We start from the raw sequence: 14,857 nt of genomic DNA on the forward strand, positions 1-14,857 counted from the left end.
GCTAACCCCTGAGCGCCGCTTCAATCGCCGCGACGTCGATCTTGCCCATCTGCATCATCGCCTCAAATGCACGCTTGGCCGCGGCGGGATCGGGATCGGTGATCGCCGCCGTCAGCACCCGAGGGGTGATCTGCCAGAACAAACCCCACTTGTCCCGGCACCAGCCGCAGACGTTTTCTTCGCCGCCGTTCCCCACTATCGCGTTCCACAAGCGGTCCGTCTCGGCCTGATCGTCGGTCGCCACCTGAAACGAGAAGGCCTCGTTGTGCTTGATCGACGGCCCGCCGTTCAGCCCGAGACACGGGATGCCCATCACCGTGAACTCGACCGTCAGGACGTCGCCCTTCTTGCCCGCCGGATAGTCGCCGGGGGCGCGGTGGACAGCGTTCACCGCGCTGTCCGGAAATGTTTCGGCGTAGAACGTCGCGGCGTCCAGCGCGGCGCCGTCATACCACAGGCAAATCGTGTTTTTGCTGACCATTTTTGTTCTCCAAAAGAAGGTGGCGGTTTTTCCTAGTCAACGTCTTCGAACGTTCCCGTACGTACTTCGCCGCTGCGTTCGTAGCGGCTGATCAATACACCCGCTGGCGTGGTGATCGAGTGCGCCAGAGTGAACGCCGACGCCAGCGCATCGTCGCCGAACAAGCGCTTGCCACGCCCCAGGACCACGGGAAACGTCATCAACCGCAGCTCGTCGACCAACCCGGCGGCCAGCAATTGGCGCACCAGATCACTGCTGCCCTGGGTCAACAAACGGGCGCCGTCCTGCTGCTTGAGCACGCGTATCGCGTCGGCAAGGTTGCCTTTCAGTGCACGGCTGTTCTGCCAGTCGAGCGTATCGGGTCGATGCGTGGCGACGTGCTTGGCCACGCGGTTGAACAGGTCGCCGATGGGATGGCCGTTTTTGCCGGGCCAATACGCCGCGAAAATGTCGTAGGTGCGCCGCCCCAGCAGTAACTCGAACGGCTGCGCGAACAGCTCGTTGATGGCCTGGCCGGAGGCTTCGTCGGCGTAAGGCACGATCCAGCCACCGAAACGGAAATCGCCGCCGGGATCCTCTTCGGGTCCGCCGGGTGCTTGAATAACGCCATCAAGACTGATGAAAGCGGCAACAGTGAGCGTGCGCATGGTCTTCTCCCGGTTGGTCTTCGTGACAGCGCTCTTGCAGGAAACACCGACGATCAGGCGCATTCCTTAACCGTAGTCGAACGAGACGCCGGGAAATCGACAGTGCGATATACGGATGACGAGCCCTGCGAAAAACAGTCTTGAACGCTACAATCACAGCCCTCTCCCGCAGATCAGGCAGACCCGTCCGGCTATGGCGCTCGACCCTCCAACGATGTTGACACTCTCTATCGCCCTCGCAGCCGCCGCCGCGCTGTATCTGGCGATCGAGTGGCGCAGCATTCGCGAACCCTCGCTGCTGTTCTGGAGCGCAGGATTTGCCACGATCACCGTGGGTTCGACCCTCGCCTTGCTGCGCATCAGTGGCCTATTGCTGATCGGTATCTGGTTCGCCAACGGCCTGTTGGTGACGGCGCACTTTCTGTTCCTGTTGGGCGTCGCGCGTTTTACGCAGGTGCGCCTGTCTCGTGCCTGGTACCTGATTTTTGCAGCCTGGTTTGCCATGTTGTTGCTGCCGGACGAAGCGTCGTGGTCGAAAATCATGCTGGTGGCCAATTCGCTGCTGGTCGCCCTGCCGACGCTCAGGGCCAGCTTCCTCTTGCGCCCTCATGGCAAGTCTTTGAGCGTGGGCGCGGTGCAACTGCGTTATGTGCTGCTGACCCACGGGCTGTTTTATCTGGCCAAGGCGATATCGGTGGTCGTGCCAGGCACGCTGATCGATCTGGCGGCCTTTCGTGGCGAGATCATCCAGATTTCGCTGGTTGAGGGTGCAATGGCGATCATGCTGATCGCGCTCTCGATGACCGGCACCGAACGCTACCGGCGGGAGAAACGGATTGAACGGCTGGCGGCACGCGATCCGTTGACCGCTCTGTACAACCGCCGCGCCCTCGAAGTGCGGGCACCGCGCCTGCTGGAGAACGTCTCGGGCACGCGACCGGGCGCGCTGCTGCTGATCGACATCGACAACTTCAAACTGGTCAACGACCTCTACGGCCACACGGCCGGCGATCGATTGCTGGTTTCGCTGAGCGAGATGATTCGGGCGGTTTTGCCCGGCGGTGCACTGGCGGCCCGGCTGGGCGGTGACGAGTTTGTCATCCTGCTGAATGACGCATCGAGTGAGCGAGTCGTCGGGTTGGGCAACGCGCTGCGGGACCGGTTTCACCAGACCGCCGCACAGGCATTCACCACGCCTGAACCGGTCACCTTGAGCATCGGCGCCAACCTGTTCGACCAGCCGCCGTCGAGCCTGGCCGCCTTGATCGAGCAAGGCGACGCCGCGCTTTACGAATCCAAGCGCGGCGGACGCAACAGTCTGCGCCTGGTGGATCGGACCCTGGCCAGCGACGAGCTGTCACCTACCCGCTGACTCGCCAGTTGTGTTGATACGCATGCATGAGTGATAGGTTCACAAATACTGCGTATCTTGTCCGATACAAAGCGATCCAATGCGGCCATTTGCGAGCCGCTCTCGTCAAGGAAGAACAATGATCACTGCTTCAACTTCGACTTCAACGAATGCGGCGATGTCGGCCTACACCTCTGCCGCCGAGGCGAAGGCTGCGGCGGCTGCGCAACAGCAACGCGTGGCTCAGGATGATCCGGCCAAGACACCGAACGACGATTCGGTGAGCCTGTCCAGCACCTCCACCGCCTACAGCAATTCGATCGCCGGCAACGCGCCGTTCTTTCCGGTGCGTTCGGGCATGAACGCCGACGCACTCGTCCTCGGTGCCTCCAAGCCTGGCGCGGTCTCCAGCTCCAAGGACAAGACGTTTGCCGAAGTGGCCGTGGATGCCCGCAAGCGCATGGATGAAAAATACGCGCTGATGAAAGCCAGCGGCAAACCGTACACCAGCAGCGATGAAGACCGGAATGCACTGATGGGCGATCTGGATCGACGCTCGCTGAACGCCGTCGCCACCAATCAGGGCGGGACCTTCACCGCAGAGGAACAAGCCTCGGCACAAGCCTTGATGCGCCAACAGGCGCGCCTCGCCACCGGTTACTACAGTGGCCCGGCGGACCAGCAAAAAAACTGGAAAGACCCGTTTATCAACGACCCTTACGGTCGGGCCCGCGCCGCCCTGGATTTCATGGACAACATGAGCCCCGAAGAGAAAGCCAAGCCGGAGTGGCTGTCCCAGCATTTGTCGCTGGAGGCGGCGCTGAATCAGAGCTCGAGCCTGGACCCCGCCGAGAAAAAGACCGGGCATTTCCACAACCTGGCTGAAATCCTCGCGGGTGTGGTGACAGATGGATCTGACAACGAACAATCCGGCTCAGCCAAAAACACAGATCCAAGCGTCGGGATTATGAAAAAGCTGCAATCACTGGTTTCGTGACACCGCAGATCCTGTAGGAGCCGGCTTGCTGGCGATTGGGCCTTGAATATTGCGTTGATTGCGAGGGCCTCATCGCTGGCAAGCCAGCTCCTACAGATTCCCGGGTGCCTGGTCGGTTGCATTCACAACGCTGATGCCTGCCGAAGAACACAGCCCCTGTAGGAGCCAGCTTGCTGGCGATTGGGCCTTAAATATTGCGTTGATTTCGTGGGCCTCATCGCTGGCAAGCCAGCTCCTACAGGTTTCGGGGTGTCTGATCGGTGGCATTCACAACGCTGATGCCGCTGGTAGAACACACCCCCTGTAGGAGCCGGCTTGCCGGCGATTGGGCCTTGAACATTGCGTTGATTTCGTGGGCCTCATCGCTGGCAAGCCAGCTCCTACAGGTTCCGGGGTGCCTGGTCGATTGCATTCACAACGCTGATGCCGCTGGTAGAACACAACCCCTGTAGGAGCCAGCTTGCTGGCGATTGGGCCTTGAATATTGCGTTGATTTCATGGGCCTCATCGCTGGCAAGCCAACTCCTACAGGTTCCGGGGTGTCTGGTCGGTGGCATTCACAACTCTGATGCCTGCCGAAGTACACAGATCCTGTAGGAGCCAGCTTGCTGGCGATTGGGCCTTGAACATTGCGTTGATTTCGTGGGCCTCATCGCTGGCAAGCCAGCTCCTACAGGTTTCGGGGCTACCCCTCAAAACGTCCCGAGCCTTCGCGGTCATGTTCGTAGCGTCGGGTCAGCGGAAACGGCGGCAACCACTGCTCGCGGCGAATGATCCAGCTTTCATAGGTGGGCGTCAGTTGGTCAGGGGCATCCAGCGATCCCAGGTTCACTTCGACTTCGTCGTCGGTGCGGGCGAAAACCGAGGAGCCACAGCGCGGACAAAAAAAACGCCCGGCATAGTCGCGGGTTTCGCCGGTGATCGTCACCGCACTCTCGGGGAATATCGCGGAGGCGTGAAACAGCGCGCCATGATGCTTGCGGCAATCGAGACAGTGACAGAGGCCGACCCGGTATGGCCGCCCGGATGCCACAATTCGCACATTGCCGCACAGGCAACCGCCGGTAAAAGAGTCCATGGTGCGCCTCCTCTGAATTCGTGTGACCGGAAGGCTTATTACGATAGCAGCCACCACTGGTCGCAACGAACTTGCTCTACAGATGCTTTTTACCTAATTTTGAATCTATAGATTCAATTTGAGGTCATGAACATGGCCGTTGCCCTCCAGCAACAAGCCTTCACCAAAAGCCAGTGCGTAACCGGCCTGCGCGCCGCTGTCGGCATTCTCGATAAATGGCGCGCCTCCAGCGATCAGGCTTGCCGAATCCTGCGCATCTCCCGCAGCACCTACACCCGCGCCCGCCAACGCGATCCCGAGTGGGCGGTGGCGCTGGACGCGGACCAGATGCAGCGCATCAGTTTCGTGCTCAACATCCACGCGGCGCTGCGCCTGGTGTTCGACAACCCGGAAAACGTCTACGGCTTCCCGTCGATGACCAACGACAACGAATTCTTCAACGGCCGCTCCCCGCTCGAGATCATGGCTCAGGGCGATATGATTTCCTTGTATGAAACCTTCCGGCGCATCGACGTGCTGCGGGGCGCGCAATGGTGAGGCTGAGCGAATTGGCAGCACTTGCCGGCGAGCCATTGCAGGCCTATCGACTGGTCAATTCCAAGTTCCCCCCGGTGGCATTGTTTGATGACGTGGCAGACGCGGACGCGTTTGAAGTGCTGTATCAGATCCAGGAGCTCACCAACCCGAGGCTGAAAAATGAAGTGGGTCGCCTTGAGCTGATTCGCCGCAGTGAAATTCCGTTCGGCATTCCGGGCTGCTCTTATGCGACGGCCCCCTTTACCCACGTCAACCCGGCAGGCTCGCGGTTCAGCGATGGCAGTTTTGGAGTGTTGTATCTGGCGGACACCCTGGAAACGGCACTGGCAGAAGTGAAGCATCATCAGAGCCTGTATTGGTCGAATGTCCCGAGCCTCAACTACGAGCGGTTCGTTTTCCGCGGGTTGTCCTGCTCTTTTGTAGAGGTCGGGATGAAAGATGCGACATCCCTTTCGATTACCGACCCTGTTTACGATCCGGACGATTACACGCACTCCCGTCGTTTAGGGAAGTCAGTCAAAGAGGCGGGGTGTCCTGGGCTTCGTTACCACTCGGTGCGAAGGCACGGCAGTGATTGCTGGGCGCTGATGACGCCGAAACCGGTTTTATCGGTGATTCAGGCGGCGCATTACGAGATGGTCTGGAATGGGCAGGTGACGAGTGTCAGTCAGATTAGTGAGGCTTGATTGCGTTATGCCGAAATGAAAACGGGCGCCTTGATAGGCGCCCGTTTTTGTTTGTGTGGGGGGGGTTACCAACTGCCGTACGGGATGCCGAATTGTTCGATGTAGCGCTTCGCCTTTTCACTGACTGGATAGGCATACTTCCCTTCGCTCTTTCCCTGACTCGGTCCTAACGGTTCTATCTCAGCCTGGGCCCGTGCGACCTTGATCGTTTTCAGGCATTTATCCTCTACCCACACTTGCACAATGCCGCCGGGAGCCAATCCGACATACATCGCCGCCCGGTAATTGGCAGCTTCCTGCGGTCTCGTCGCGCAACGCTCGTTCACAGAGGCGTGCATCATTTGACGCGCCTCTTCGGGAATATCCACCCACGCATGATAGGTTTGTGGCTCGACGATGGACTGCCAACGTACGTATATGCGCTTAGGCAAGTCAGCGCCGACCACTCCCCGAATACTGCCACCGATATGCTCACCCCATCCACGCGCCGCTTCGGTTCCATTCTCGGGCTCTCCCCCGGATGCACGACCTCCGCCCGTGCGGTTGAACAGCTTGCCATTGATGTCTTCAACAGCGCTGTCCTCTACCCAAACCTTCATGTAGAACGGCTCGTTGAAACTGAGACTCCACCAAGGATTTTTCGGATCGTCCTTGCCCGACAATGGCTCAGTTGCCTGACAACCTGTCGCCAGCAATGCGCACAACAAAATGACGATTGCTCGCATCAAAATAATCTCCAGCCTGGGTCAGCAATATGTGGGTGGCGAACACGGACTCCGTCATCCGTTGGAGCATTGGTGTAGCGGATTTTCATCCCACGTTCGCGGCTGCCGCCAATCGGGTTGTTCCAGTTAGCAGACATGTGGATGTACTTAAGCCTAAGCAACCTTTCTTCTTCAGGTGATGGTTTGTACTGACCTGCGAGGACGTTGTCACAAAACGATTGAAGCTCTGCCGGGACAGCGTACTCAGGAGTTTGCGGAACATCATCAAACTGGACGCCTTTCTCCTTCGCCAACTTGTGCATCAAGCGCAGAGATACCACCGACAACTTTCCACTCACCGATCTTTTTAGTTGCAAGCCCGCATAGGCTCGGACTTTTTTGCCCCCCAAACGATCTTGTTCCGCCACCGGTAACTCAGATGGCGCGGGAGTAACAACCTCCAGCATTGCATCTGGCCAGCCGTTAGCAATCCACTTGGCTTTCTCTTGAAGGGCGTCTCGATAAATGGAGGTGGTACGAATGTCTTCACCTTTACTGATTGTGAGGGCCTGCATTGGGCTCACCAATACACACTCTTCCACTTCCTCGCGATAACCACCTCCAATGTCGGAATGCACACCGGGCAGGGGAATTTCCGGATGCGCAGGAACGACACTACTCAACGCAAAATTCGCACGATGTTCATCACGAGCCGTCAGTTGCACGACATCGGTGAAGTATTTTCGGTCCAGGTACAGGTTAATGCCAGGAGCCACCGGGCTTTTGATATCGCCCATATTTGTAAAGCCCGCGACAGAGGGAACAGTATCAAACAGGCCGACAAAACCCATGATGATTTCGCTGTTGTATTGGCTGCCAAAGCTGGAGCTGAAACCTTTGGGGTTACTTCTAAACACTTCTCCCAATGGCCCTTGTTTGCAACGGACGATTTCGTTTGCAAAATGCCGTGCCGCAGCGGCGCCTCTACTGAAACCAAACGTGTCAAAGGTGAGCGAGGTGATTTCGCTGTCAGGATTACTCTCGATTACTCGCTTGACCAATGTTTTCAGGTCCGCGAACGCTTGCTGCACCTTACTCGCTACACCCGTTGCTCCCCGCCCACTGGCTGCATTCAGGAGGCTGTCTTCGGTTCCGGCGCTTGTGCCTATCCCATCAACGTAGAGGCTTCGCAACGCTAGTTTGACCGAGCCTGCGCCCTGTACGTCTTTCGATTCCGGATAGAGGTCAAACAACTTCGAAACATTACTCACATCATTCCCATAACTCCCCTCCGGATCCGCCATATACGGCTTGCAGCTCGCATCTACATCCGCAGGCAAAATCGGATGATGGGCGCCACACAGCAATCCTGAAGCCGAGTTGCTCGCATTGTTCAGCGTCCCGTCGAAGAACACGCCGATGCGCAATGCGACGCGGACTTTCTCCTTCGCTGCCGCCGGTGCCTTGCCGTATTTCTCGTACTCGGCCCAGCGTCTGGCGTGGATGTCGACGGGTTTGGCTTCGTCGTATCGGAAGTTTTTCGGGGGGTTGGGTACGTATCCACTCATTCCTTGATCACCTGGCTCCTTGGTGCAACGGGCGCTGAGGGTGCCACTGTGGATCCAATCAAGCAACGCGTAGCCAGATGCCATCACTGGGACAACATGGACCTTCTTCCATGTATTGGTTTCGTCAATGGTCACCATTAATTCAATGAAGTTCTCTTAAAAATTGTGCGGCGTAACATCGCCTCCATACCAAACAACTACACCCCGGAGCACACCACCATGAAACGCCAACTCTTCCTCAGCATCGCTTTCTCGGTTTTTGCAGTTAACGCTTTTGCCGCTTCGTCCGCTCACCCGGTTGTCGCTGAAGGCGGCTCGGATCGGTTGATTGAAAGCCGTGTGGCTGAGGGTGGTTCGGATCGTCTGATCGAAAATCGTGTGGCCGAAGGTGGTTCCGACCGTCTGATCGAAAACCGCGTCGCCGAAGGTGGCTCGGATCGTCTGATCGAGAATCGTGTGGCCGAAGGTGGCTCCGACCGTTTGATCGAAAACCGCGTTGCCGAAGGTGGTTCCGACCGTCTGATCGAAAACCGCGTTGCCGAAGGTGGCTCTGACCGTCTGATCGAAAACCGCGTTGCCGAAGGTGGTTCCGACCGTCTGATCGAAAGCCGCGCTGTATGAATGAATGGCTCTATCGCGGTACTCAACGAGAAGCCCGGCCTAATCAGCCGGGCTTTTTCTTGCGTCAAACAAATGAGTGGCCTTCATTGAGGTGACACCGCAGCACGCCGCTTCGCGTATCGCCCCAACCCGATTTTGATGCCGACCAGCATGGGCGCGGCGACTGCGAAAAGTAGCGTCACGGCAACAAATGCGCTGTCGAAAGCAATCACGGTGGACTGACCCGTGACGGTACGACCCAGAAGGCTCATCGCCGCCCGACCCGCAGCCACTGCATCCATTCCTTTGGCCGACAACATCGCTGTCGTGGCAGTCAGTCGCTCGATGACCGCGCCCCCGCCCGGAGTGACGCTGGCGCCAAGGACCACCGAGTTGGCGACAACGTTATGCTCGATCAGCGTCTGAAGCCCTGCGACGCCCATCAGGCCACCCAACTGGCGCCCCGTATTGAAAAGCCCTATGCCGCTGGCGAGGTTGCGCCTGTTGAGGTCACTGAACGCGATCAGGGTGATCGACAGAAACAGAAAACCAAGACCCAACCCGCGCAACAGGATGGCCGCCATTATGTCGTCGGCGCCGCTTTCACGGGTGGAACCGGACAGCATCCACATCGCAACCATGATCATCAGGATGCCGAAGGGCACGGTGGCGAACGGCGGAACGCGGCGGGCTTGCATGAGCCAGGCCGAAATCAGCAACGCCCCGATAAAAAAGGCGCCACTGGGCAACAGCAGCTGGCCGGCATCGGTGGGTGTGAACGCGAGGACTGACAGTGCAAACGCCGGAATCAGGAACGCACTGCCGAACAAGGCCGCACCGGCGACAAAACTGACGATAAAGGCGAAGGTAAAATCGTTCGATTTGAACAGGGTGAAATCGAGCACACCCTGGCCTTTGCTCAACAGCTGCTGACCTAGAAAAGCCAGCAGCGCGGCAGCCCCCATCACGGTCAGCCACAGGATGCGCGGTTCCTCGAACCAGTCCCATCGGCTGCCCTGGCTGAGCACATAGGTAAAACACAACAAGGTGACGCAGATCAGGCAGGAGCCAACCCCGTTAAACGGACGATGCCGTGTCTTGGTCGGCATCGGGGCGTCGGCGGTCAGCAAAAGTCCACTGGCCGCCAGGGCGAGCGGAACAACGCTGAAGAAAATCCAGGCCCAGGACTGGCTATCGATCAACCATCCTTGAAGGGCCGGCGCAAGGGTGGCGGGCGCGACAACCGCGCCCATGGCGAACAGCGCCTGAAGGATGGGTTGATGTGTTCGCGGCCAGGCGCGAAAGATGATCACCTGCCCCCCGACCAGCAGCGTGCCGCCGGCGAAGCCCTGGATAACTCGAAGCGCTACCAGCAGATCCAGCCGAGCCGTCATGGCGGCAACGGCGCACGCCAGGCCCATGACCAAAGTGGCGCTGATGAGGACCTGACGCGGAGCGAAACGGCTCACCAACCAAGGAGCGGTCATGAATCCGATCAACTTGAACGCGGTGTAGCCAATATCCAGCCAGGCGAACTCATCGGGCGTTGCATAGGTATCGCCGATGATGTCGCTGCGGCCAAGCGACAGGACGGTGCCGGCGAGCGCTTCCGTCAGCGCGGCAAGCAGGATGCCCGCCATGAGCAGGAGGCCGTTCGTCACGCTGGCATTGCCCGGCGTGGCGGTGGCCACCGGGCTCACGAGCCACTTCCTTGCGCAACCTCGACCCGCGCAGACAGGCCCGGCACGATGCGGCCCGGCAACGGGTTGTGGGCCAACAGGATTTTCACCGGCACCCGCTGGACGACACGAACAAAGTTACCGGTCGCATTGTCCGTGGGCAGCAGGCTGAACGCCGAACCACTGCCCGGTGCAAAGCTGTCGACCACGCCTTCAAGTGCCTCGTTCGGATAGCCGTCAACTGTGATGCGAACCCGTTGACCGGGGCGAATATGCTCGAGTTGGGTTTCCTTGAAGTTCGCCACGACCCACACATCATGGACCGGCACGATATCGAGCAACGACACGCCCGTCGTCACATACCGACCCACGCGAACCTGGCGATTACCGATAACGCCATCGACAGGCGCGCGGACCACGGTGCTGTCGAAATCGATCTGGGCGAGATCCCGCGCCGCCTGCGCCTGATTCACCGCCGCAACGGCTGCTTCGCGCTCGGTAACCAGCACGGCGATGTGTTGCTGTTGCGCCTCGACCGATGCCGAGGCGGCCGATACCGTCGCCTCGGCTCTGGATTGTGCGGCGGCGGTTTCATCGACAAGGGCGTGGCTGACCGCGTTGCTGACGATCAGTTTGCGGTTGCGATCATGGGTCTTGGTCGCCAGATTCATCTCGGCGGCGGCTGAGCGTCGCTGGGCTTCGGCCTGGCGGATCAGGGCACGCTGAAGCTGGGTCTGGGCATCGACATGACTCAGGCGAGCCTGGGCCGCACTGACATTCGCCACGGCCTGCGCCAGCCGAGCGCGGTAGTCTCGATCATCAATGCGAAACAGGACATCACCCGCCCGGACGGTCTGGTTATCCTCGACCTCTACCGACGTGATGTACCCGGCCACTTTGGCGGCGAGCGAGGTCACGTCGCCGCGCACATAAGCGTTATCGGTGGAGGTCGCGCCGCTGAAAACAGCCACGCCCCCTCCGGCAGCCAGGACCAGAACGGCGGCGACGCACAGCAATCGGCCGATGGTTTTTTTCTTGCTGCGGCGCGTCACGGCGACAGGGCTTTCGGCGCTTGCGCCGGCGGCAATGGCGGCCTTGTCCTGGAGCGAGTTCATTTCTCTCATTACCTGTTCAATACCGGGAAACGCAGCAGCCAAAGGGCGGCAGTGGCCTGCCGCCCGGCTATCGCGTGTCAATCAGCGCGTGTGTGAAGTCACTTGCCGATGGGCGTGACGAGCACCTTTTCATCGGAGTCGAGGACGAACACCGCCAGCAAACGCGCAGGTTGGGTATCGCTGGCATTGGCGCTGACTTCGTGCACGGAGCCCGGCTCCTCTACAAAGTTTTCGCCGACGTTGTAGATCTTTTCCGGCTTGTCTTTGATTTTGATGCGAAACGAGCCTTCCAGGACCGTTGCATAAATGAAGGCCGTTTTCGGATGGGTGTGGGCCGGCGACGCGGCGCCGGGCCCATATTCGACAACCACGCCCTTCATGCTCTTGCCGGGGATATTGGGAATGGGCCGGTCGAACACGACCGTCACCTTGCCCGCGGGCTTGTCGGCGGCCGACGCGGTGATCGAGAGCGCTGCGAAAGCAGCGGCCAGAAGATATCGGGTGAACATGGCAAATCTCCTTATGCGTCTGTTTAATGAGGGCGAATCCCGGCGTCAGGACCGGGCGAGCCAGTCCTCGAAACGAATCGCGCCCAGGCGCGGGTGCTTGCCGGGGGTCAGCGATTGATCGTCGAGCACCGCGCCGAAGTAGCGTGCGTGCACGTCCGGAACGACTTTGCGGGAGTCCCCGGTTGCCCGCAGAAAGCGCCTGACCAGTTCGTCCAGCGGCATGGCCTCGGGCCCCGCGACTTCGAGCGTACCGTTGACCGGTGTTTGCAGCGTGACCTCCGTCAGCGCCGCCACTACGTCGTCGGACGCCAGTGGCTGGATCAGCGCGGGCGAAAGGCAAATCTCCTCACCGACGGCGGCCGATTGCGCGATACCGCCGACAAATTCGAAGAACTGCGTAGCCCGCAGGATGGTGTAAGGAATGCTGGACGCCTTGATCAGGTTTTCCTGGGCGACCTTGGCCCGGAAATAGCCATTCTCGGGAAGCCGTTCGCTACCGACGATCGACAGGGCCACGTGATGACGAACGCCGGCGGCCGCTTCAGCCGCCAGCAGATTGCGGGTCGAAGTTTCAAAGAAGTCGAGGACAGCCTGGTCTTCCCACGACGGTGCGTTCGCCACGTCGACGACGATATCAGCGCCATCCATCGCTTCGGCCAGGCCTTCGCGGGTGATGCTGTTTATGCCCGTACTAGGGGCGGCTGCGAGCACGTCATGGCCGCGTTCGCGGAGGTTGTTCACAAGTTTCGATCCGATGAGGCCAGTGCCTCCAATGACGACGATCTTCATGGGTTCTCTCCGCTTCACGACGGCAACCATTGCTGTCGGTGTGAGTAAAGAGTGCCCCCGTGCGTAAGCGAAGTCCTTGCGCAGGCCTTGGATTTACCTTCGCTCACGCTTGTTTTTTCGTCCAAAAAAACCGCCGTTTGAATGTCATCCTGACTCGGCGGTGCAGCCGGTTACGCGCTGCCGTATTATCGACTGCTCGTACTCATTACCCGCTCGACCAGGGGATATTCACCTTGCCATTCGTGTTTGAAGACTACGTGCTCGATCAAGAGCGCCGGGAACTCACCTTGCGCGGGCAAGTCGTGCCCATCGGGCCACAGGTCTTCGATTTACTGCTGCAGCTCGTCAGCCAGCGCGATCGCGTCGTCAGCAAGGATGACTTGCTCAAGGCGGTGTGGAGCGGGCGGGTGGTTTCGGAATCGACGATCACCAGCCACATCAATGCGGTACGCAAGGCCATCGGCGATACCGGTGAGGAACAGCGCCTGGTTCGCACGGTGCCGCGCAAGGGTTACCGCTTCATTGGCCAGGTCGAGGCAGACGAGACCGCCGAGGCCCGGCAACCTGACGCACACGATATCGACGCAGGCATGCCCGCCGACCGGAATGAGCCCCTCGTATTACCGGACAAACCCTCGATCACTGTCCTGCCCTTCCAGAACCTGAGTGGCGACCCGGAGCAGGATTATTTCGCCGACGGCGTGGTTGAGGACATCATCGCCGCCCTGTCGCGGATCCGTTGGCTGTTTGTGATCGCGCGCAATTCGAGCTTCACCTACAAAGGCCGGGCGGTAGACGTCAAGGGTGTCAGCCAGGAGCTCGGCGTGCGTTACGTACTGGAAGGCAGCGTGCGCAGGTCCGGCGACAGGGTGCGCATCACCGGGCAACTGATTGATGCAACGACCGGAACCCATCTCTGGGCGGAGCGCTTCGAAGGCACGCTCGACGACATCTTCGAGTTGCAGGATCAAATCACTGAAAGCGTCGTCGGTGCCATCGCGCCGCAGCTCGAACGGGCGGAAATCGAACGGGCCAAGCGCAAGCCGACGGAAAGCCTTTGTGCCTACGACTATTACCTGCGGGGAATGGCGAAACTGCACAACGGCACACGGGAAGCCATCGAGGAGGCGCTGGTGATGTTCTACAAGGCCATCGAACTCGACCCGGAGTTTGCATCGGCCTATGGCATGGCGGCGTGGTGTCATTTCTGGCGCAAGTTGAATGGCTGGATGACCGATCGACCTCAAGAGATCGCCGAAGGCGCGCGGCTGGCGCGCCTGGCCATGGCGCTCGGTCGGGACGACGCGGTGGCGTTGACGCGAAGCGGGCATGCGCTGGCCCATCTCACCGGTGATGTCGATGGCGGCATTGCCCTGCTCGACAGGGCGCGACTGCTCAATCCGAACCTCGCTCCCGCCTGGTTTTTGGGCGGTATTTTGCGAGCACTGCGCGGTGAAACAGACGCCGCCATCGAGTTTTTGACCCATGCGGTTCGCTTGAGCCCGCTGGACCCGGAGATGTTCAGGATGCAGGTGGGCATGGCGCTCGCGCACTTCGTTGCCGGGCGCTATGACTGTGCGACGGACTGGGCGGATAAAGCATTGCGCAACCTGCCCACCCTGCTGCCTCCGGTCGCGCTGCTGGCGGCCAGTCATGCGCTGAGGGGACAAATGAATAAGGCGAAGCAGGCGATGCAGCGCTTGCGCGAGCTGGATCCTGCATTGCGTGTTTCCAATTTGAAAGAATGGCTGCCTATTCAGCGGCCAGAGGATCTTGCTCGTTTTGCGCAGGGGCTGAGGATGGCTGGGTTGCCTGAGTGAGTGTGGTGCTGATCACTTCGCTTGGGGGTATATCCGTTTCTGCGGTAACGGCCACTTATGGTTTCGCCCTTACGGCGAGTCACTTGGAAGAGCCCCAAGTAACCAAGGGCTTTTGCCCCTTTCGTTCGGTGCCTCGCCTAGGCTCGGCATGCCCTCGCTCCGGTCCTGCTCCGTGGGCCCGCCGCCATCGGCCATCCATGGCCGGGGGCGGCTAACCCGGCATCCATGCCGGGTTGCCCACTGCGCAGAACCTCCACTCGGCCTCTCGAGGGGGCGTGTACCTCAAGATCAAAAGC

General features: G+C 59.8%; 15 protein-coding genes. 6 read left to right on the forward strand and 9 right to left on the reverse strand.

Translation table 11 applies throughout. The features are described from left to right. Position 1 precedes the first annotated feature (1 nt). Positions 2-481 (reverse strand): VOC family protein, encoded by a 480-nt coding sequence (locus KGB24_RS17200; RefSeq protein ID WP_223415373.1) that lies wholly within the window; start codon positions 479-481, stop codon positions 2-4. A gap of 32 nt (positions 482-513) precedes the next feature. After that, positions 514-1,128: a dihydrofolate reductase family protein gene (locus KGB24_RS17205; protein WP_223415374.1), complete on the reverse strand. Its 615-nt coding sequence runs from the start codon at positions 1,126-1,128 to the stop codon at positions 514-516. 193 nt (positions 1,129-1,321) lie between these two features. Here KGB24_RS17205 and KGB24_RS17210 point away from each other — a divergent pair, with 193 nt between their 5' ends. Together KGB24_RS17210 and KGB24_RS17215 are read left to right on the forward strand one after the other, a co-directional pair. Further along, positions 1,322-2,500: a GGDEF domain-containing protein gene (locus KGB24_RS17210; protein ID WP_223415375.1), complete on the forward strand. Its 1,179-nt coding sequence runs from the start codon at positions 1,322-1,324 to the stop codon at positions 2,498-2,500. Positions 2,501-2,618: 118 nt separating this feature from the next. Then, the gene (locus tag KGB24_RS17215; RefSeq protein WP_223415376.1) at positions 2,619-3,476 is read left to right on the forward strand and encodes a hypothetical protein; all 858 of its coding nucleotides are present in this window, start codon (positions 2,619-2,621) and stop codon (positions 3,474-3,476) included. Between the two features lie 685 nt (positions 3,477-4,161). On the opposite strand, the gene KGB24_RS17220 is transcribed toward KGB24_RS17215, so the two are convergent. Next, positions 4,162-4,554, reverse strand: coding sequence for a GFA family protein (locus tag KGB24_RS17220; RefSeq protein ID WP_223415377.1), 393 nt, complete (start codon positions 4,552-4,554; stop codon positions 4,162-4,164). A 132-nt stretch (positions 4,555-4,686) separates the two neighbouring features. On the opposite strand from KGB24_RS17220, the gene KGB24_RS17225 reads away from it, so the two are divergent. Then, complete coding sequence (locus KGB24_RS17225) at positions 4,687-5,091, forward strand: antitoxin Xre-like helix-turn-helix domain-containing protein (protein ID WP_223415378.1); 405 nt, start codon at positions 4,687-4,689, stop codon at positions 5,089-5,091. Continuing rightward, positions 5,085-5,777 (forward strand): RES family NAD+ phosphorylase, encoded by a 693-nt coding sequence (locus tag KGB24_RS17230; RefSeq protein ID WP_223415379.1) that lies wholly within the window; start codon positions 5,085-5,087, stop codon positions 5,775-5,777. Before KGB24_RS17225 ends, KGB24_RS17230 begins: the two co-directional genes overlap by 7 nt. A gap of 65 nt (positions 5,778-5,842) precedes the next feature. On the opposite strand, the gene KGB24_RS17235 is transcribed toward KGB24_RS17230, so the two are convergent. Both KGB24_RS17235 and KGB24_RS17240 read right to left on the reverse strand, forming a co-directional pair. Next, positions 5,843-6,502 carry a DUF2931 family protein gene (locus tag KGB24_RS17235; protein WP_008024679.1) on the reverse strand — a complete coding sequence of 220 codons (660 nt, stop codon included), beginning with the start codon at positions 6,500-6,502 and terminating at the stop codon, positions 5,843-5,845. Next, positions 6,502-8,049, reverse strand: a complete 1,548-nt coding sequence (locus KGB24_RS17240; protein ID WP_223415386.1) for a T6SS phospholipase effector Tle1-like catalytic domain-containing protein — start codon at positions 8,047-8,049, stop codon at positions 6,502-6,504. The genes KGB24_RS17235 and KGB24_RS17240 overlap by 1 nt, the downstream gene beginning before the upstream one ends. Before the next feature lie 219 nt (positions 8,050-8,268). Between KGB24_RS17240 and KGB24_RS17245 the strand changes: the two genes are divergently transcribed. Continuing rightward, a complete protein-coding gene (locus tag KGB24_RS17245) occupies positions 8,269-8,670 on the forward strand; it encodes a hypothetical protein (protein ID WP_008030819.1) in 402 nt (133 codons plus the stop codon). An 83-nt stretch (positions 8,671-8,753) separates the two neighbouring features. Here the strand turns inward: KGB24_RS17245 and KGB24_RS17250 are convergent, their stop codons facing one another. The 4 genes from KGB24_RS17250 to KGB24_RS17265 all read right to left on the reverse strand — a co-directional run bounded on the left by KGB24_RS17250 (position 8,754) and on the right by KGB24_RS17265 (position 12,741). Further along, positions 8,754-10,349, reverse strand: coding sequence for a DHA2 family efflux MFS transporter permease subunit (locus KGB24_RS17250; protein WP_223415380.1), 1,596 nt, complete (start codon positions 10,347-10,349; stop codon positions 8,754-8,756). Continuing rightward, complete coding sequence (locus KGB24_RS17255; RefSeq protein ID WP_223415381.1) at positions 10,346-11,443, reverse strand: HlyD family secretion protein; 1,098 nt, start codon at positions 11,441-11,443, stop codon at positions 10,346-10,348. The genes KGB24_RS17250 and KGB24_RS17255 overlap by 4 nt, the downstream gene beginning before the upstream one ends. A gap of 98 nt (positions 11,444-11,541) precedes the next feature. Further along, positions 11,542-11,952 (reverse strand): cupin domain-containing protein, encoded by a 411-nt coding sequence (locus tag KGB24_RS17260; protein WP_223415382.1) that lies wholly within the window; start codon positions 11,950-11,952, stop codon positions 11,542-11,544. Between the two features lie 45 nt (positions 11,953-11,997). Further along, the gene (locus tag KGB24_RS17265; protein WP_223415383.1) at positions 11,998-12,741 is read right to left on the reverse strand and encodes an SDR family oxidoreductase; all 744 of its coding nucleotides are present in this window, start codon (positions 12,739-12,741) and stop codon (positions 11,998-12,000) included. 233 nt (positions 12,742-12,974) lie between these two features. Here KGB24_RS17265 and KGB24_RS17270 point away from each other — a divergent pair, with 233 nt between their 5' ends. Continuing rightward, on the forward strand, positions 12,975-14,561 hold the full coding sequence (locus KGB24_RS17270) for a winged helix-turn-helix domain-containing protein (protein ID WP_223415384.1): 1,587 nt from the start codon (positions 12,975-12,977) through the stop codon (positions 14,559-14,561). The last annotated feature ends 296 nt before the right edge of the window (positions 14,562-14,857 follow it).

Source organism: Pseudomonas sp. BF-RE-25 (assembly GCF_019956105.1).
Taxonomy (GTDB): domain Bacteria; phylum Pseudomonadota; class Gammaproteobacteria; order Pseudomonadales; family Pseudomonadaceae; genus Aquipseudomonas; species Aquipseudomonas migulae.